This is a genomic window from Vibrio sp. D54, from assembly GCF_021728075.1.
Taxonomy (GTDB): domain Bacteria; phylum Pseudomonadota; class Gammaproteobacteria; order Enterobacterales; family Vibrionaceae; genus Vibrio; species Vibrio alginolyticus.
Genome location: NZ_JAKKCS010000004.1, coordinates 275882 through 293614, shown reverse-complemented (window position 1 = coordinate 293614; position 17733 = coordinate 275882). Strand labels below are relative to the sequence as shown.

The following is a 17733-nucleotide window of genomic DNA, read 5'->3' as shown; positions in this document are numbered from 1 at the left end:
GAGCGCGCCTATTGATTAATACTCCAAAGCTCAAGTTCAGCATTAGGAAAATGCCCTGATAGGTGAAGCGCAATACCGCCACTATCTTTTAGCCTCATCCAAAATGGCCCTTTCTTGACAACTTCGAAATAGACATAGCCCGTTTGGTAAGGAATCTGTCTCGGGACGACACTCAACGGCACTACGTTTATACCGTTGATCTGATTATTAATTAGATCGCGAATCTGTTCTGCCGGGCCAAACTTGAGTTGCGCTGGGACCAGGCGTCTTATTTCATCTGTTGTGGTATCTGCTTTAATTGCTAGCACAAATTGGCATGACTCAAGCAAGCGTTTATCTGGAAGCGGCGTCACTTGAATACCGTATTGGCGAGGCTCCAACGGAAGTTTGGTCGCAGTTTGGTCAAGAACAACACTGAGGTACTGACTGAGTATCTGATTCAACTCGCTATAAACACTTGATACATCTAAGTGATCATACGCAAGCAAACTTGGGACTCTTTTAGTTTTATTAGAAAAAGTGGCTAACTCACCAATGTAACCTTTAAGTGTCGTCGCTAATTCCAGTGGATGTAACCTATCTAACTCACTGAAATGCTTTAACTTCGCCTCATATCGGTTCAACATTTGGAGCATGATGAAATCAACAGCAGATGCCGATGCAGATTTGCCCTTAATCAAGCGCTGCGCAATAACGTCAGCACGCATCTTTGTCATCGCGATAACGTTACGTAGATAAGCTGACATAACTTTATCGCTCAGGAGATTGATAAGCGGAGGAACGTACTCATCGTCTAGTATAACTTCCCCTTCAGGAGTTACCTCTTTGATCCTTAAGATAGGTAACTCCACATAACCCGCTAATTTGTCATTACTCGCTTTCAACTCAAGGTTGAGGGCTGCAACTTGGATGGTTTCTTCATCTTGTCCTGTAAGGTTATCTATCACGTCGATATCTTGAAGTACATAACGAGAGACGATCGATTCGCTTACATCCGAAACGTTTTTACCTGTAACACTTGAAAGAGGGAGAGTTATTTTTACTAACGTATTTTCAGTGTTTTTATCAATAAGTAGAGGCGAAACTGAATCGTTGGATATTAACGTATTAACCAACGTCATATCCGGCAAAACAGCTTCAAGATGCTCAAGTTCAATAAGACCATCTTTTAGCGCGTGTTTTTTTACTCGACATTTGCAAACTCCCCAATTGTAAACCCCACCTAACTGATGTAAGCCTTTGAATTCTTGAGAGGTTGCGCGTTCTTGTTGTTGGAAGTGCTGGGGACGTAAAAACATTCCTTCGCACCAAGCCGTCTTGGAGTATTGCGTCATTTATAATTAGCCAACTAAACGTTATTTAACGACCAAAGACAGATCTTCTAACAATACTTGATATGTGTTGTAACCGGTCTTATCCACTTTAATGACTTGTCGCCAATTTGAGTTTTCAATATCTCGAAACGCGACGACAATGCCTAAATATTCTGTCTTTGGAGACATACTTGCTTGATATGTTTCTTTCTGACCTGGAGTTAATGAAACTTCATATTTATTCACTAAATCAGGTCCTAAGACTTTTTCACTTTCTTCATAAATAGAAAAAAAGTCCTGGCTTTCGAAAATGGTATTTGACGTTAATTCAAATACATACACCACTACAGGAGAAGGCCTGCCGTTTGAATCAGGATTAATGTTATGACTTGCTGCTATTTCTAAATCTGAGTATGGATCAACAACTAGGTTCGCTGCTGAGCACCCAAATAAAGCCATTGAAATTAATAACAAAATATATTGGTAAAACTTTTTCATCACCCTAATTCCTAGCCTTTGTTTTTTAATGCTAATTCATAGTGCTTAGCGAAGTCTTCTAAATAGAACGGAGACTCTTTATTGATAATATCATCGGATAACTTTTCATGAATATCCTCAAACCTCTTCCAACTTTGAGCATATTTTCTAGCTGGAATAACCTTATTGATAACCGTGTCTTTCGCTAAAGCATCTGAGTATATAGAAGTAGGTTCAACAAGTGACATAACACTCGAAACCGTACCTTCAACACCTTTCATTAAGGCTTGCTCATGACTTTCGATGTCATTAAATGCTTCTTTAATGGCTGCATTTGGCTTTAAGAAGCTAGCGGTTTGACGGTTATATAAGTTATGAATCGCATCTTCTAAGTTTGCAGAAAACTTTAAAGGGTTATTTTCTGACTTACGAAATGCGGTATGACTAAGTCGATTTGTTTGTTTAAACACTGCTCTGTTATGCAGTGTTTCCATTAAACCAACTAGCATCAAAGAAAATGACTCCCCCAGTTGTTCGAACCATTCCTCTCGGTTATCGTTGGGAATCATCATTGGATCTATACCCACCCCTCTAACAAAAGCCGCAAGTTCACCCCCATTGGTATCAAAGTTGGGAGTCGATAGGTGTTCTGATTGTCGGTTAACTTTCGGTAAAGTTTCAGATACGGTGCTCTGTTTTTCGGGCTTTGGGATATCAATAAAATCATCGACTAAACCAATATCTAGCTGAAAGTCAGAAGGAACACTTTCGTTTAAGAGTTCACTAGCACTAAGGCCTAGGTCAACAAATTCCTCTTCCGATGGACTTGAGACTACTTCAGGGGGGGCGCTAGAAAGACTTTTACTTGTCTCAAGACTGAATACATCTGTATCTGTTTGAATAGAAACTGAAATTTGATAATCCCCTAAGCTAACCATATCGTCATTGCTTAGTGCTATTTCATTTCCTTGACCCACAGGAGTTACAGCATTATTTACAAAAGTACCATTAGTTGAGAGGTCTTTTATCAAGTATTTGTCACCAAACTTAATCAGTTCTCCGTGGGTTCCGGATACCACTCTTTCAGGATCTGGTAGTGTCCAATCACATTGTTCAGACCGACCAAATGTAACCTTGGCATGTTCATCACTTGATTCAAACACGAACTCACTCTCAATCTCTGGAGTAAATTTGTGAAAACTTGTTATGGTTAAAACCAACTTCATGTAAACCTCGCCAAAGACCTGCTAGATATTATTTTTAATTTTATTATTAATTGCTTTCTTATTAACAGTAAGATTAATAAAAACCTTAATACTGCCATTGAAAATCATGCACGGAATAATGAATCATTTTTTTATCAAAGCAATCACGTATTGTTCAACAATTTTAATTATCCAACCAAGTTCAAATTTTTGACACTTAGACTTTCATCAATAAAAAAACGAATGTTAGTTTGGCCGAGAAATTCTAACATAATGACTTTTCATTGAGCAGAAAGGTATATATTCCCCCATCATTTATACGGAGTTCTTGTGATGGAAGACAGTAATAAAAACAATTCTATAAATAACAAAGAAAGCGGAGATAAAACTAAAATTGTAAAGACTCAAAAACGAGACAATGCAATTAAATCAACCAAACTCACTAATAATGAAACCTCCGTTAAAAATAAAAATGAAACAAATACAAAACTGTCTCAAAAAGAAAACACTCCGTTAGTTAATAAGAAAAAAAACAATAAATATGACTCATTAAATAATAACAAAGATGTTATTAACGAAAGCTTAATAGGAACGACCGTTAAAAATCGGTATGAAATTGAGTCGGTTATTGGGCATGGTGGGCTTTGCGATGTTTACTTAGCTAAAGATAAGATTCTTGAATCTTCAGGTTCAGAAACACCCTACGTTGCGTTAAAAATATTACAGAAAGAGTTTGCTTCTCAACCAGAGACTGCACGCATGTTAATACGTGAAGCTCAACAAACTCAAAGGTTAAGCCACCCTAATATCATTAGGGTTTTTGATTTTGGTGTTGATGGCGAAATATACTTTTTAGTTATGGAGTATATTAACGGAGAAACATTAGAGAGTTTAATACAGCGTTCTAGGCCCCATGGGCTGAAGTTTAATGCAACTTTATCAATCCTAAATCAGGTACTCGATGCACTCTCATATGCTCACTCTCTTGGTGTAGTGCACGCCGACTTAAAGCCCGCTAATGTGATTTTAACGTCTGAGGGTAACGTTAAGCTGCTTGATTTTGGTGTATCTAAAACTCATCAATTAAAGCAGGATCAATATGCGGCTAAACGTAAATCCGAAAATGTTGAAACGCTTGGTTATACTCCCAACTATGCATCACTCAACCTGTTATCCGGTAAGGAACCGAACTTAAGCGACGATATGTTTGCTCTATTTTGTATTGCTTACGAGTTATTGAGTTGCAAACACCCTTACGCAAGAACTCCAGTTAATGAAGCTCTCAAAAAGAAGATCAAGGTCTCTAAACCAACTAACATGCCTGCATCTAAGTGGCCAATATTTTCAAGCGTATTTTCAACTGGCATCATTCCGAACGAGCTGACCCCTGAGCAGTTGAAACGCAAATTGAATATGCGCTATTGGCCTATCGCTAGCGGCGCGGCAGCGAGTATATTATTAGTTAGCGGCATTGTATTTGGCTATCAGCAGCAACAAGAAACCATCGCCACTTTGGAAACCGTTATTAGCAAGCAAAATGATCAAATTGCCGGACAAGAGTGGCAGCTTGATACGCCAGCAGAAAAAAGTTTGGCACTGATTGATAGTGAAAAAAGCTTACATCCAGTCGTTAAGGCTGGCTTATTACGCTTACACAAGACCTATATTCTCAGCGAGTTTGAATCTGAAATTGATCAGGTTTTGAATTCTGATGCCAACAACTACCCGAATTATGATGAAATTGAGTCCATACTTGATAAAGCAAAAACCTACTACCCTGACTCACATAAAATAGAAGTTCTTGCCTTAGATATTCAGTCAAGCAAGCACTCCACGTTACTTTCGATAGCAAGGCAAATCAACAGTCAACTTGAAAAGTCTCGGTACAGTAAAGAAGACGGCAGTAAATCCATCTATGAGCTCAAGGATGAGTTAAATCAGATTCATCAAGGTTATCCTTTCACGCCAAGTTCGTTATCTAGCGATGTTTTCGGTCAGCACCTCACTGAAGCACTCAAAAAGAAAGACGCAGCTGCACTTGTTGCTCTTATTAAGGTTGGGAACACCTTCTTTTCAAACGTAGAAGATCATCAAGAGAACTTACAGATAAGTAATGCGATGAAAGATGCAGTGCTTGAAATGAAATTATATGAGACAGCGCTAGATTCCAACAGCCCTCTACCGTTTCCAGAAGATGCCGCTAGAATCCTGTTCCAAGAAGAGTTTGAAAACTTTTATTCTCGCCTAGAAAAGGCAAGGACGACAACTCATCTCGATAACTTGGTGAAGGATGTGGATCTGTTCTCGAAAAACTTTCCTATTGGTTTTCAGGATGTTAACGATTTAAGATTCAAAACTGCTGATAAATACTTACGCTTCTCCGATATATTACTTAATAAGCGAAGGACTTCAAGCGCAAGACGCGCTATGCAGAAAGCCAACGAGCTTATGAAGCAAATAGAACAGGACTCTAAGCAAAGCTAGTAATACAAAAGGGACGCGAGTCCCTTTTTTGCCGCAGATTACTTGCCAATATGCAACTAGATTGCTAATTTATACTTGTACTTAATGAGGAGAGTTAGCCTTGACTGAAGGAATAGTCAAAGTTGGCGAACGTCTGGCGTCCGTATGTAACGATAGCCTTAAACTAGGACTGCAAGACACTTACCGACTCGGCGTTTTACTTGGAAACGTCCCCTTTGCTACTTGTGTTAAAAACACGCGAGTTGAAGTTTTTTCATCCCTACATTTCGACCATTGCCGTTTGGATATAAGTCAAAATATCTTTAACAATGACTTTCTTTTTGTAAGTTTATCTCAAGCGACAAGCAAACTATTTCTGCTCAAATACTGGTTATGCCATTCATACCTTCGGCTAAGCCTTCATTATCCGAAACATTCCTCTACCTCAACGTTTAATAGGGGTATACATGATTAATTTTGATGTTCTCAATACATACATGGATAACGACGTAGATCTGATCGTCACTGTTTTTTCTACATACCTTGAAGATCACACGAATGATATAGAGCGTATAGATGAGCTATATGCAAGCAAATGTTGGTCAGAACTCTATCTATTAGCTCATAGTTTAAAGGGCATTCTAGAGAGTTTCGGAGAAGACACCGCGGTCATTGCGTTTCAAAGAATAGAAGAAAAAACCAGAAACGATACAGCGCCAGATAGCTCAGATATAGCTATAGTTACTAAAGAGCTAGCTGCAATTAATCAACAAATCTTCACTTACTTGAAGAATATGCAATAAAGAAATTCAAGGCTTAACTGGGGGAAATATGGCAATGAATAATAGCAATTTCAGGGAGTTGATTGAGTCTCTCAAAGACTTAACACCAACTCAAAAAAGGTACTTACTTAGCCGTACAAAGATGGCGCTAGATGATGAAAGTAATATGTTAAACATCAGTGATATTCTAACACCAGAAGAGTTGGAGGCGTTACTATCACCGGCACCAACAACGAATACAAAATAACAATGATATACAACGCAACCGTCAGATTAACGCTAGGGACCAAGTGAAGCAAATCGACTTTGCTTGGTTGTTAGTTTCTCTCCCTATTCCTTTTCACTACAACAAACGTATTGTTTTCGAAACCTTTTTCCAATGTAAACAGGTCAGATAATTGAGCGACTAACATCAGTCCGCGACCTGAGGAGGACCAACTATCGTCATCCATTAAGTTAGGTGCCTCAATCTGTTTATTTTTATGTTGGATGAACGTCTTTTCATTGATCGGCGCTCCGCAATCAGAGACTCTCAGTTCCACGAAACCGGACACTTGGTCATCCCCAACCCTACACTCCACTTCAATTGGCAGGCCTTCTATTTCACTGTAAGAATGAATATAAGCGTTATTCATGAGCTCAACGACACAAAGCTCCAATGATTGAATTGCATTTAAGGGGATTTGATGACCCATCAAAAACCGAACAACGTCTTTGCTCGCACTTCGTGAGTGAGTAAGGGAGCTCCCGTAAGTTCGTTTAAATTCGCTCTTTGACATTCTTTTCCTTAAAATCGAGCCTCTCACCATGCCATTTTACCTGTAAAAGGCTGGCATCATCATCAAACTCATCTTCGTTGTGCCAAGATTGTACTTTTTTAAAGACGTCTCCCACTTGATCTTCAACTGGCAGCGTGCAAACAGCTTTTATACTCGATGCCAATCGTTGTAGTGAAAACATCTCCTCACCCTGCCTCGCTTCAATCAAACCATCCGAATAAAGCCACAATGCATCGCCCTCATCTAGACTAATTTGGTTACCGCTATATTCCATCGGCTGCATTGCACCAACGATAAAGTTATCGTCACCTATCTGTTCCATCGTTTTCGTACTCGCTCGCCAAACTAAGATCCTGGGGTGGCCAGCCGTGCAATAGCTAAGTCGCCCTGATTTTGTGTTAAGAATGGCGTAAGCCATAGTAAAGTAAAGTTGACTGTTTCTAGTTTGCTGATAACGCCGATTTAGCCGTTCAATCACAGATGCTGGCTCACTTACGCAATAGCCGTCATCTCTCAACTCCATCGTGATCGAATCAGGCCCCTGACTTTGAGATAGTGTCTGTTGAATAGAAAAAGCCATCAAAGCTGAAGAAATACCATGACCAGAAACATCACATACATAAAACGCAACATGGTGTTCATCGAGCTCCAAATACCCCAACATATCACCACCAATCTGGGAGCATGGTTTGTAGACATAGCTAAAATTTACATTCTGAATAGTTGATTCAGCAGGGAGTAGTTGCTCCATCAGATGACTCGCAGACTGTAGGTCTTGGTGGATTGTTTGATAGGCCGCATCTAGCTCTTTATTTCTCTCAACGAGTTTGTTGTGCAGTTCTAAAGTACGAAACCCCGCACGGATTCTGGCCTGAAGTTCCTCTACAGACGTCTTCTTATCTACGAAATCATCTGCGCCAGCATCAATGCCTTTCACGATCGAACTTTGGTCATTTCTAGAAGACAGTAGAACAAAAAAAATGTAACGTTCGCTAACTTTAGATTTTAATTGGCGACACAATTCAATACCATTAATTCCAGGCATCATTAAATCACTCAGCACAAACTGAATATCAGGGCGGTGGGTTAGCACTTCGAGCGCCGCTCGTCCGTCTTCAACAGCAAGCACTTCATAGCCTTGCTTTTCCAATGCACTGCTGATGTAAAGCAGGACTGTTTTACTATCATCGACCAAAAGAATGGGTTTCATCTTCCTCCTTAATACGGTTGCTTTACTGGCTAACGCAAAACACTAGTCACTGACTGCTCATTTCTAAAACGGCTGTAGTCTTCGGCTAATAATTGGTGTTGATATCGAGTGTAAGACAACGCTTCATTAGAAATTAGTATCTGATGCTCTTTTTCGATTAACTGACTTTGCAGCCTTTCAATCTGTTCATTCTGCTGTGTGTAATTGAGGTACAGTGCGAATAGACCAAAAACCGAAACCATTAACAGGGCTATTAGAATATTATTGATAGTTTTCACTTGAATATTCATGACCTCTCCTTGTCTATTATTAGACTTTCCATGATGAAAGAGAGCGTCTACGGACCAAGAGCTCGAGGCTCTAAAACGCAACGAAGCAAATTGAGGTTGTTTTTCCAATTATAGGCGATAGGAGAAAAAATAAGAAAAATCTGAAAAAATTTGAATATCCTGCTGAGTTAAGAATCGGTAAGGTAGTAGCAGCGAGCTATCATCCACTCGCTGCAATACATTAACTCTGAAATGCAGGTCTAGCTAAAATTTGGTTATACCATCGAGCAATGTTTGGCGACGTCGATAGCACATCAATTTCTAGGCCTTTAATTGCGAAACTGATCAAGATAAAGCCTGTTATATCGACAATAGTAAAATGGTCTACGGCGATAAAATCATTATGTTCAAGACGCTTGTCTAAGACAGGCAGAAATTCGTAGACGCGTTGTTTTGATTCTTCGCCCCATGCTTCAACGCAACGTTCTCTGTCTCCATAAACTCCGGTCATGTTTCGAAACGCCTGAAATGCCGCATTTAGTCCTTGGAACTCCACCACACGATGCCACATTTCCACTTGAGCACGTTCGAGCTGGTTAGCACCAAACAACGCCAGATCATTTTTAAACGCTTCATCTAGGTAACGACAAATCGCCACGCTTTCACAGATCGTCGTACCATCATCCAGTTCCAATAAAGGCACTTTGCCGTTCACGCTTTTCGATTTAAACGGTTCAGATAGGTTATCGCCCTCACGAACGTTCAGCGCAATTCGCTCAACCTCGCCACCGATTTCCTTTAGAAAAATGCTAACTCGCTTACAACTTGGAGTCATTGCGGTTTCATAGAGCTTCATTTCACATCCTTTTATCTTTTTCTAACCGATTGGTTAGGATATACTGTAGCCAGTTTATAAACGATCAGTCAAGAACTTCACTATCAAAAATTTTCAAACAGTTGTGGGTCTGTTTGCTGAGAGAGATTTTTGATGCCGTTTGTGAGTTCACATGAATTTGGAGGCTGATACCCAAGAATAGATGGGTATTCATCATATTGGTTCAGTTCGAGCGCTAGAGGTTCTCTGTACCATCCCTCCAAAGCAATTTAATTACCCGATAAGCAGACCCAGGCAGGTAATTTATGGCAAGAAAAGCCAACTTCGACCGAGATGAAAAGCTTCTCGTGGCTATGGATGTGTTTTGGCGCAAGGGCTTTGCGAACACGTCTATCTCGGATCTCACCGACGAGTTGAACATCAACCGCTTCAGTCTTTACAACACCTATGGTGACAAGCAACAGCTCTACTACGAAGCGCTCGATACCTACTTGAAAAAGGTCTCGCTACCGTCACTGAATGATTTGGAAAAAGACGACGCGTCTTTACCTGAGTTGGAATCGTTCCTTAAATCTTTTGCTGAGCTGCAACGCAAACGCAACTGTGGGTGTTTTATTCAAAATGCGTTGATTGAGCACGCAGGTGAAGACGATGACGTACTGCGCAAAGGGCATTTTTTGTTCGACCATCTTATCGACATCATTGCGGATGCGCTGACCAATGCGCAAAAAGAAACCTTAGTGCCGAAAACGCTGAAACCAGAAGAGCTTGCTCGTTTTGTTCTCAACAACATGCAAGGCATGCGCGTGCTTGGCAAAGCCAAACGTTATGCCGATTTGGATACGGCGCTTTCCTGCTTGCTGGTTTTGATTAGGAAGTGACATGTCGATTGAAGTGATAGCGGTACGTCTTACCAAAGGCATGGACTTAAAGCTGAACCTAGCGAAATTGGTCGAGCAGCATGGTATCAAAGCAGGCTCGATTGCCTCATGCGTTGGCTGTATCTCTCACCTCAACCTTCGTTTGGCAGGTGCAGAGAGTACGTTAACCAAACAAGAGCCATTTGAAATCGTCTCTGTGATGGGAACCCTAACGCCTGAACATCAACACGTTCATATCTCGGTGTCTGATCGTGAAGGACGAGTTTGGGGTGGGCATTTGCTGGAAGGCACAGTGATTGATACTACCGCAGAGTTGATCATCCATTCGTACTCAGAACTTGAGTTCACTAGAGCGATGGACGACTCGACTGGCTATACCGAACTCCAAGTGAATCCTTCCAAATAACAAAAAGCTCCAGAGCGATACTGTGCTGTCTCTGGAGCTTTATTCGCTTTTCTCTTATGCCAATAATTTATTCATATCGAGCAAGCTAATTTCGAGGATCATTCTTCGAGTAAGTAACAAACCTGATTATCGTCGACTGTTACTTGCCACGTTTTTAGACAGTACGCATCGTCTTCCAAACATTGCCCACTCTTTAAACTGAAGTGCTGTTTATACAGTGGTGATGCAACACACATCTCTCTATCAATATCACCGACAATCCCTCGACTCATCACATAAGCCTTACCAATTGGGTCCCAATCCTGAACAGCGTAAACACCGTTATCGGGAATGTAGAATAACGCGACATGCTCGCCTTCAATCAACACCGTGGCACCGATGAACGGCATTAGGTCACCAAGCTGACACAATTTCACTTTGGTTAAAGCTGCCATTTACACCTCCTGTTTCACTGGAATACGCTGACCGCGCACACGTTGGTACGGTAAGACTTTACTGCCCGACGTGCTGTTCAAGAAAGGACGGAAGCGTTGCAATTTTTGAGGATTATCCAACGTACTCTTCCACTCACATTGATAAGTATCTACGACTCGCGCCATTTGTTCATCCAAAGAATCACATAGATTCAGAGAGTCATCCAAAATCACTTGTTTAAGGTAATCTAGGCCCCCTTCCATGTTCTCCATCCACACTGACGTGCGCTGCAAGCGATCAGCGGTGCTGACGTAGAACATCAAGACTCGGTCAATCATGGTGATCAACTCTGGTTTGGATAAGTCGGATGCAAACAAATCAGCGTGTCTTGGTCTCATGCCGCCATTACCACACACATATAGATTCCAGCCGTTTTCAGTGGCGATCACCCCAATGTCTTTACTTTGCGCTTCTGCACACTCGCGAGTACATCCCGATACGGCAAACTTAAGCTTATGGGGCGCTCGCAATCCTTTGTAGCGGTTCTCTAACTCAATGGCTAATCCGACCGAGTCATCAACACCATAGCGACACCAAGTAGAACCCACACAAGATTTCACGGTGCGCACCGACTTGCCGTAGGCGTGCCCTGTTTCAAAACCAGCATCGATTAAGGTTTGCCAGATTTCAGGAAGCTGTTCTAACTGCGCACCAAATAAATCCACGCGCTGACCGCCAGTGATCTTGGTGTATAGATCGTATTGCTGAGCAACTTCGCCTAGCACGATAAGTTTGTCTGGTGTGATTTCACCGCCCGGAACACGAGGCACAATCGAGTAAGAGCCATCTTTTTGCAGGTTTGCCATAAAGGCATCGTTAGAATCTTGCAGAGATTGATGCTGTGGCTCCATGATGTGTTCATTCCACAAAGAGGCAAACACAGATGCCGCTGTCGGCTTACAGATATCACACCCATGCCCTTTGCCATGCAGTGCAATTAAGGTGTCGAAGTCTTTAATCTGTTCTACTTGGCAAATATGGAACATCTCTTGGCGACTTAACTCAAAGTGCTCACAAAGGTGGTTGTTAACCTCTACCCCCATGGCTGCCAGTTGAGTATCCAATACCGACTTGACCATATTGCTACAGCCACCACAGCCAGTACCGGCTTTGGTGTTGGCTTTAAGGTCCGTCAGGTTGGTAGTGCCAGCTTGTATCTCGGCAACTAAGTCGCCTTTTGTGACGTTGTGACAAGAACAGATGATGGCGCTGTCTGGCATCTCTCCATCAAGCATTCCGGTATCAAACAACAGGTTCGCGGCGTGGTCTGGTAGAACCGTTTTGTTCAAATAACACTGTAAGAGCGCATCGTAGTCACTGTTGTCACCAACGAGAATCGCACCAAGCAATTGGGTGCCGCTCGCATCAACCACCAGCTTTTTGTAGATGCCTGCGACCGCATCTTGCAAGACCATTTCTTGTGCGCCTTCGGTTTGCATTTGTGCATCGCCGATAGACGCCACATCCACCCCAAGTAGCTTGAGCTTGGTGCTCATGTCTGCGCCTTTAAAACCTTCGCTTGGCATACCAGTCAAGACATCGGCAGTGGTTCTCGCCATGGTGTAACCGGGTGCGACTAAACCAAAGATCTTCTGCTCCCAAAGGGCACATTCGCCAATCGCGTAAATGTTCTCATCGCTGGTTTGGCATTGGTTATTAATCACAATGCCGCCTCGCTCGCCTATTTCTAGCTCAGCCAGCCTTGCCAACTCATCTTGAGGACGAATGCCTGCGGAGAAGACAATCACATCCACTTCGAGAGGATCTTTGTCTTTAAACACCATACGATGCTTAGCCGTTTCACCATCGCAGATTCGTTCCGTACCCGTTGAGGTGTGAACGGTTAGCCCTAGCGCTTCAATCTTCTCTTTTAGCACTAAGCCGGCACCATCGTCTAACTGTACGGGCATCAGACGAGGCGCAAATTCAATGACGTGAGTTTCTAACCCTAATAATTTAAGTGCGTTTGCCGCTTCTAAACCCAATAAGCCTCCGCCAATCACTGCGCCTGTTCTTGCGCCTTCACATGCCTTTTTGATTTGTGAAAGGTCATCAAGCGTACGGTAGACAAACACGTTGTCGCGGTCTTTACCTTCAATTGGCGGCACAAATGGGTACGAGCCGGTCGCGAGCACGAGTTGGTCGTAACCCAGCACATCTTCACCATCAAGCAGAATGCGCTTTTGCTCTCTGTCGATGCCTGTTACTTGGCTGCCAAGTACGAGTTGGATGCCATGCATGTCGTACCATTCTTGGTTACTCAGCATCAAATCATCATGAGACTTACCCGCAAACAAAGAAGACAACTGTACACGGTCATACGCGATAAAACGCTCTGCACCAATAACGGTAATTCGGTGATCCAAATGCGCGTTTTTCTGCACTAATTGCTCGACAAGGTGTTGCCCGACCATACCGTTGCCTACCACAACAATGTGGCTCAATGCGTTCTTTACTGGGATCGTTAAAGGACTGTTCATCGCTGCCTCCTTATGCCGTTTGCACTGCGGTTTTGGATTTGTCTTCTTTCGAAGCAGGAATCTCGACTTTGGATTGCTTCTCGTAAAGGAACTTCAGCACTGCTTGTCGACACTTCTGATACTGCGCATCATCTGCCAGTGCTACACGCTCACGAGGGCGAGGTAGATTCACTTCTAACACTTCACCAATGGTTGCCGCCGGTCCGTTAGTCATCATCACGATTTTGTCGGATAGCAGCACCGCTTCATCTACGTCGTGGGTAATCATGATGACAGTGTTGTTTAGCTCGGCTTGAATCTTCATCAGTGCATCCTGCAAATGCGCACGAGTTAACGCATCCAACGCGCCAAATGGCTCATCCATCAATAAAACCTTTGGTTGAAGTGCCAGTGCTCTCGCAATGCCGACTCGCTGCTTCATACCACCCGAGATTTCATCCGGCTTTTTGTGCGCGGCATGCTGCATTTGAATCAACTCCAAATAGTGATTCACTTGTTCCTGAATCCACGCTTTGCCCTTTTTGCCGGCGATTTGTTTTACTGCGAGCTCAACGTTTTGATACACGGTTAACCAAGGCAATAATGAATGGTTTTGGAACACCACTGCGCGGTCAGGCCCCGGTCCAGCTACTTCTCGCCCATCGACTATTACGCCGCCGTCTGTTGGCATGTGCAGACCCGCAACTAAGTTCAATACCGTTGACTTACCGCAGCCAGAGTGGCCAATCAGAGATACAAACTCACCTTTATTGATTTGTAAATCGACGTTCTTAAGCGCGATGAACTCGCCATCTGGCGTTGGGAATCGCATCCCTAAACGCGTTAGATCTAATAATGCTTTTTCCATGATCTTTTCCTTTATCTCAACGCTTGTTGTTTATTCCAAGACAGCCCCTTTTGAAGTTGCAGCATGCCTCTATCGAGCATCAAACCGATAAAACCAATAGTGATGACTGCCACCATGATGCGCCCCAATGACGCCGAGCTGCCGTTCTGGAATTCATCCCAAACGAACTTGCCTAACCCCGGGTTCTGAGCGAGCATTTCTGCCGCAATCAACACCATCCAAGCTATACCTAAAGAGAGACGTAAACCGGTGAAGATCATTGGAATGGCAGAAGGTAAAACGATAGTGCGAATGTGCTGCCACCACGAAAGTTGAAGCACTTTACTCACGTTGATTAAGTCTTTATCAACGCTTGTTACACCCACAGCGGTATTAATCAGCGTCGGCCATAAGCTACACAGCGCTACAGTAATCAGAGAGTTGATGAACGACTTAGCAAACATCGGGTCATCACTCACGTAAGTGGCACTCACCACCATGGTAACGATAGGCAGCCAAGCCAAAGGTGATACAGGCTTGAGCAATTGAATGATTGGGTTGAACGCTTGATACAGCCCTTGATTAAGACCAAGCACGATGCCAAGCGGAATCGCGATAACCGTCGCCAGCAAAAAGCCCGCAGTTACGGTCACTAAGCTTGTTATGATTTGGTCGAAAAACGTCGGTTTACCTGTGTAGGGACGAATCTTCACTTCCGCGTCCGGATTCTTGGCTAACTTCGCAGCATTGCGTTTTTCCTGACGCTCGATAAAAGCTTGTTCCTTTTCTCGTTCTTGCCAATGGTCATCGACAAGGTTGCTGAACTGCTGAAAAGTTTGCACTGGTCCCGGCAGCGTACCTAATGAGGTTTGCACTTCTCTCGCCGCTAAGTGCCACATTGCCAAAAAGATCAGCAAGCCAATGACGGGCAAAAGCACCAGCCGACTTCGGTTCACTACCTGCTTAGCAGGAAAAAGGGAAATGACATTACTAGACATACTCACTCCTAAGAAATTTACATCCTTGTTGCCACAAGCGAATCCCCTCGCCTGTGGCGTTTATCGTTATGGTTAAACCTTGTCTTTTCCTTTAAGCCCGATAGAGAACTTCTCTAGATATTTATTTGGCTCGCGACCGTCATAAACGATGTTGTCAATAAAGTGTGTTTGTGGCGCACGAAAACCATCTTCAGCACTAAAATCTGGGAAGTCTTTTTTGCTCAACACACCATCTGCAACCAGTGCTTGAGCCGCTTGTTGGTAAATGTCCGGTCGGTAAACCTCTTTTGCGACATCCATGTACCAATCATCGGATTTCTCGCTTGAGATCTGTCCCCAACGGCGCATTTGGGTCAGATACCAAATCGCATCGCTGTAGTACGGGTACGTGGCGTTATGACGGAAGAACACGTTGAAGTCTGGCACGTCTCGTGTGTCACCTTTCTCGTATTCAAATGTGCCCGTCATCGAGTTGGCGATAACTTCGGCATCGGCTCCAACGTATTCGCTTTTTGATAGCATCTTCACTGCTTCTTGGCGGTTGGCATTGTCGTTTTCATCCAACCAATGTGCCGCTCGAATCAAGGCTTTCACTACGCGAATGTGCGTGTTTGGATACTTCTCGGCCCAAGCTTTGGAAACACCAAACACTTTCTCTGGGTTGTTCTTCCAGATCTCGTAATCGGTCACGACTGGCGTACCAATACCTTTGAATACGGCTTGTTGGTTCCATGGTTCGCCTACGCAGTACCCTTTGATCGTGCCCGCTTCCATTGTTGCTGGCATTTGTGGTGGCGGTGTAACACTCAAAAGAACGTCAGCATCCAACTGGCCACTGTTATCGCCTGAGTCTGGTGCGTAAAAACCTGGATGAATCCCACCTGCCGCTAACCAGTATCGCAACTCATAGTTGTGCGTCGATACAGGGAACACCATGCCCATGTTGAACGGTTTACCTTTATCCAGATAGCTGTCGACCACAGGCTTCAGTGCATCCGCTTTGATTGGGTGAACAGGTTTGCCATCTGGTTGTTTTGGAATGTATTGCTTCATCTGCTCCCAAGTATCATTGGAAACCGTGATTGCGTTGCCGTTCAAATCCATACTGAACGCGGTAATCACTTCTGCTTTTGTGCCGACACCAATCGTCGCGCCCAATGGCTGACCAGCAAGCATGTGCGCGCCAGCAAGCTCACCGTCGATGACTCGGTCTAAAAGCACCTTCCAGTTTGCTTGCGCTTCTAAAGTGACGTACAAACCTTCGTCTTCAAAAAAGCCTTTCTCATAAGCAACCGCCAGCGGTGCCATATCGGTTAACTTAATAAAACCAAACTTCAGATCTTCAATTTCTGGCTCACCCAACTCTGCCTTTACACTGACCGCGGTGAATACCGATAACGAAATTGCTGACACTTTCAGCATCGAACTCCATTTCATTGGTTTGCTCCCATAAAAAAAGCGCCACTACTCCGAAGAGCAGTAGCGCCGTTGCTAAGTCTACAATTACCGCCGTTGATAATTGAGATAAGCGATTCAACAATAAACCCATACCTACTAATCCAATTACTGTGCCAACTTATTTTTCACAGTAAATACAATGAATTAGTTTATTCTACCGTTTCTTATTCCCTGCTATTGCTTGCTGATAGTGCAACACGCACCACGTTAGAAAACACACTCTAACCCCAAAGTGGTAAGGCAACTAATCAAGTACCTCCAAAGTTATAATCAAATTCTTGGCAACTTGTGCGAGCGTTTGGCTCGATTGCATGGCTGAATTTCTAAGCGCTTTATAAGCCTGAACTTCATCAACGCTGTGCATCTTCATCAGCAGACCTTTGGCTTTTTCCACCAGCTTGCGCTCTTCAATCTTGTGGGTAAGCGATTCAATTTCCGATTGCATACTTTCGAATTTCGCTCTCACTAGTGTGGCATGTTCAATCCAAGGCTGAAGCGCAAACTCACTATCGTGCGGCATGAGCACATAGTCCATTTTTTCTGATAAACGATTGATATCATTGGATGATAGTTGCTTTAAGACGATAAGAAGTGGTGCCGATTTTCTGCGGCAGAAATCGACGATCAAACGCAGTTCCGCGGTTGGCTGCTGCCATCCAACCACAACGCTTGCCGACGGTTCTCGTTGCATTAACGTTTCTAGTTGTGCCAATTGGCAGCCGATGATGTTGTCGTAATCTTTGCTCAATAAGCCGGACAATCGAGCCTGCTCTTGGAGGCTATCACTGCATACTATGATGGGTGTTTTTGACGTTGATTGAGTCATGCACATTCCTTGTTTATATCTCACTCACTAAGAGAGACATAACAAGGAATG

At 43.3% G+C, this 17733-nt stretch carries 18 protein-coding genes; 5 read left to right on the top strand and 13 right to left on the bottom strand.

Annotated elements, in window-relative coordinates; translation table 11 throughout:
• Positions 1 to 8: 8 nt before the first annotated feature.
• The 3 genes from tssK to tagH are packed head-to-tail and all read right to left on the bottom strand — an operon-like array spanning position 9 to position 3016.
• A complete protein-coding gene (gene tssK, locus L3V37_RS07810; protein ID WP_080659252.1) occupies positions 9 to 1334 on the bottom strand; it encodes a type VI secretion system baseplate subunit TssK in 1326 nt (441 codons plus the stop codon).
• A 21-nt stretch (positions 1335 to 1355) separates the two neighbouring features.
• Positions 1356 to 1811: a type VI secretion system lipoprotein TssJ gene (gene tssJ / locus L3V37_RS07805; protein ID WP_017820223.1), complete on the bottom strand. Its 456-nt coding sequence runs from the start codon at positions 1809 to 1811 to the stop codon at positions 1356 to 1358.
• 11 nt (positions 1812 to 1822) lie between these two features.
• Entirely contained in the window at positions 1823 to 3016 is a 1194-nt protein-coding gene (gene tagH, locus L3V37_RS07800; protein ID WP_237306123.1) for a type VI secretion system-associated FHA domain protein TagH, read from the bottom strand.
• Positions 3017 to 3328: 312 nt separating this feature from the next.
• Here tagH and L3V37_RS07795 point away from each other — a divergent pair, with 312 nt between their 5' ends.
• From L3V37_RS07795 to L3V37_RS07785, 3 genes are all read left to right on the top strand, one after another.
• Positions 3329 to 5479, top strand: coding sequence for a serine/threonine-protein kinase (locus L3V37_RS07795; protein ID WP_237306122.1), 2151 nt, complete (start codon positions 3329 to 3331; stop codon positions 5477 to 5479).
• Between the two features lie 446 nt (positions 5480 to 5925).
• Complete coding sequence (locus L3V37_RS07790; protein WP_031781126.1) at positions 5926 to 6261, top strand: Hpt domain-containing protein; 336 nt, start codon at positions 5926 to 5928, stop codon at positions 6259 to 6261.
• 34 nt (positions 6262 to 6295) lie between these two features.
• A complete protein-coding gene (locus tag L3V37_RS07785; protein ID WP_025767706.1) occupies positions 6296 to 6487 on the top strand; it encodes a hypothetical protein in 192 nt (63 codons plus the stop codon).
• Positions 6488 to 6557: 70 nt separating this feature from the next.
• Here the strand turns inward: L3V37_RS07785 and L3V37_RS07780 are convergent, their stop codons facing one another.
• The 4 genes from L3V37_RS07780 to L3V37_RS07765 form a co-directional block, all read right to left on the bottom strand.
• Positions 6558 to 6935 carry an ATP-binding protein gene (locus L3V37_RS07780; protein ID WP_230856642.1) on the bottom strand — a complete coding sequence of 126 codons (378 nt, stop codon included), beginning with the start codon at positions 6933 to 6935 and terminating at the stop codon, positions 6558 to 6560.
• Positions 6936 to 6999: 64 nt separating this feature from the next.
• A complete protein-coding gene (locus L3V37_RS07775; RefSeq protein WP_213897659.1) occupies positions 7000 to 8229 on the bottom strand; it encodes a PP2C family protein-serine/threonine phosphatase in 1230 nt (409 codons plus the stop codon).
• Positions 8230 to 8258: 29 nt separating this feature from the next.
• Positions 8259 to 8519 (bottom strand): hypothetical protein, encoded by a 261-nt coding sequence (locus L3V37_RS07770; protein WP_005375908.1) that lies wholly within the window; start codon positions 8517 to 8519, stop codon positions 8259 to 8261.
• A gap of 220 nt (positions 8520 to 8739) precedes the next feature.
• A complete protein-coding gene (locus L3V37_RS07765; RefSeq protein WP_237306121.1) occupies positions 8740 to 9354 on the bottom strand; it encodes a glutathione S-transferase family protein in 615 nt (204 codons plus the stop codon).
• A 284-nt stretch (positions 9355 to 9638) separates the two neighbouring features.
• Between L3V37_RS07765 and L3V37_RS07760 the strand changes: the two genes are divergently transcribed.
• Positions 9639 to 10214 carry a TetR/AcrR family transcriptional regulator gene (locus L3V37_RS07760; protein WP_005375904.1) on the top strand — a complete coding sequence of 192 codons (576 nt, stop codon included), beginning with the start codon at positions 9639 to 9641 and terminating at the stop codon, positions 10212 to 10214.
• Position 10215: 1 nt separating this feature from the next.
• A complete protein-coding gene (locus L3V37_RS07755; protein WP_237306120.1) occupies positions 10216 to 10620 on the top strand; it encodes a PPC domain-containing DNA-binding protein in 405 nt (134 codons plus the stop codon).
• A 98-nt stretch (positions 10621 to 10718) separates the two neighbouring features.
• On the opposite strand, the gene nirD is transcribed toward L3V37_RS07755, so the two are convergent.
• The 6 genes from nirD to L3V37_RS07725 all read right to left on the bottom strand — a co-directional run bounded on the left by nirD (position 10719) and on the right by L3V37_RS07725 (position 17682).
• Positions 10719 to 11054, bottom strand: coding sequence for a nitrite reductase small subunit NirD (gene nirD / locus L3V37_RS07750; protein WP_237306119.1), 336 nt, complete (start codon positions 11052 to 11054; stop codon positions 10719 to 10721).
• Positions 11055 to 13574: a nitrite reductase large subunit NirB gene (nirB, locus tag L3V37_RS07745; RefSeq protein WP_237306118.1), complete on the bottom strand. Its 2520-nt coding sequence runs from the start codon at positions 13572 to 13574 to the stop codon at positions 11055 to 11057.
• 10 nt (positions 13575 to 13584) lie between these two features.
• Positions 13585 to 14421 (bottom strand): ABC transporter ATP-binding protein, encoded by an 837-nt coding sequence (locus L3V37_RS07740; protein ID WP_237306117.1) that lies wholly within the window; start codon positions 14419 to 14421, stop codon positions 13585 to 13587.
• 11 nt (positions 14422 to 14432) lie between these two features.
• Positions 14433 to 15398, bottom strand: a complete 966-nt coding sequence (locus L3V37_RS07735) for an ABC transporter permease (protein ID WP_134645734.1) — start codon at positions 15396 to 15398, stop codon at positions 14433 to 14435.
• Between the two features lie 72 nt (positions 15399 to 15470).
• On the bottom strand, positions 15471 to 16835 hold the full coding sequence (locus tag L3V37_RS07730; protein ID WP_237306116.1) for a CmpA/NrtA family ABC transporter substrate-binding protein: 1365 nt from the start codon (positions 16833 to 16835) through the stop codon (positions 15471 to 15473).
• A gap of 265 nt (positions 16836 to 17100) precedes the next feature.
• On the bottom strand, positions 17101 to 17682 hold the full coding sequence (locus L3V37_RS07725; RefSeq protein ID WP_237306115.1) for an ANTAR domain-containing response regulator: 582 nt from the start codon (positions 17680 to 17682) through the stop codon (positions 17101 to 17103).
• Positions 17683 to 17733: the final 51 nt, after the last annotated feature.

Bases quoted from the DNA above. Each gene is read 5' to 3' on its own strand.
- tssK (WP_080659252.1), bottom strand. From the start codon at position 1,334: ATGACGCAATACTCCAAGACGGCTTGGTGCGAAGGAATGTTTTTACGT.
- tssJ (WP_017820223.1), bottom strand. From the start codon at position 1,811: ATGAAAAAGTTTTACCAATATATTTTGTTATTAATTTCAATGGCTTTA.
- tagH (WP_237306123.1), bottom strand. From the start codon at position 3,016: ATGAAGTTGGTTTTAACCATAACAAGTTTTCACAAATTTACTCCAGAG.
- L3V37_RS07795 (WP_237306122.1), top strand. From the start codon at position 3,329: ATGGAAGACAGTAATAAAAACAATTCTATAAATAACAAAGAAAGCGGA.
- L3V37_RS07790 (WP_031781126.1), top strand. From the start codon at position 5,926: ATGATTAATTTTGATGTTCTCAATACATACATGGATAACGACGTAGAT.
- L3V37_RS07785 (WP_025767706.1), top strand. From the start codon at position 6,296: ATGAATAATAGCAATTTCAGGGAGTTGATTGAGTCTCTCAAAGACTTA.
- L3V37_RS07780 (WP_230856642.1), bottom strand. From the start codon at position 6,935: ATGGGTCATCAAATCCCCTTAAATGCAATTCAATCATTGGAGCTTTGT.
- L3V37_RS07775 (WP_213897659.1), bottom strand. From the start codon at position 8,229: ATGAAACCCATTCTTTTGGTCGATGATAGTAAAACAGTCCTGCTTTAC.
- L3V37_RS07770 (WP_005375908.1), bottom strand. From the start codon at position 8,519: ATGAATATTCAAGTGAAAACTATCAATAATATTCTAATAGCCCTGTTA.
- L3V37_RS07765 (WP_237306121.1), bottom strand. From the start codon at position 9,354: ATGAAGCTCTATGAAACCGCAATGACTCCAAGTTGTAAGCGAGTTAGC.
- L3V37_RS07760 (WP_005375904.1), top strand. From the start codon at position 9,639: ATGGCAAGAAAAGCCAACTTCGACCGAGATGAAAAGCTTCTCGTGGCT.
- L3V37_RS07755 (WP_237306120.1), top strand. From the start codon at position 10,216: ATGTCGATTGAAGTGATAGCGGTACGTCTTACCAAAGGCATGGACTTA.
- nirD (WP_237306119.1), bottom strand. From the start codon at position 11,054: ATGGCAGCTTTAACCAAAGTGAAATTGTGTCAGCTTGGTGACCTAATG.
- nirB (WP_237306118.1), bottom strand. From the start codon at position 13,574: ATGAACAGTCCTTTAACGATCCCAGTAAAGAACGCATTGAGCCACATT.
- L3V37_RS07740 (WP_237306117.1), bottom strand. From the start codon at position 14,421: ATGGAAAAAGCATTATTAGATCTAACGCGTTTAGGGATGCGATTCCCA.
- L3V37_RS07735 (WP_134645734.1), bottom strand. From the start codon at position 15,398: ATGTCTAGTAATGTCATTTCCCTTTTTCCTGCTAAGCAGGTAGTGAAC.
- L3V37_RS07730 (WP_237306116.1), bottom strand. From the start codon at position 16,835: ATGAAATGGAGTTCGATGCTGAAAGTGTCAGCAATTTCGTTATCGGTA.
- L3V37_RS07725 (WP_237306115.1), bottom strand. From the start codon at position 17,682: ATGACTCAATCAACGTCAAAAACACCCATCATAGTATGCAGTGATAGC.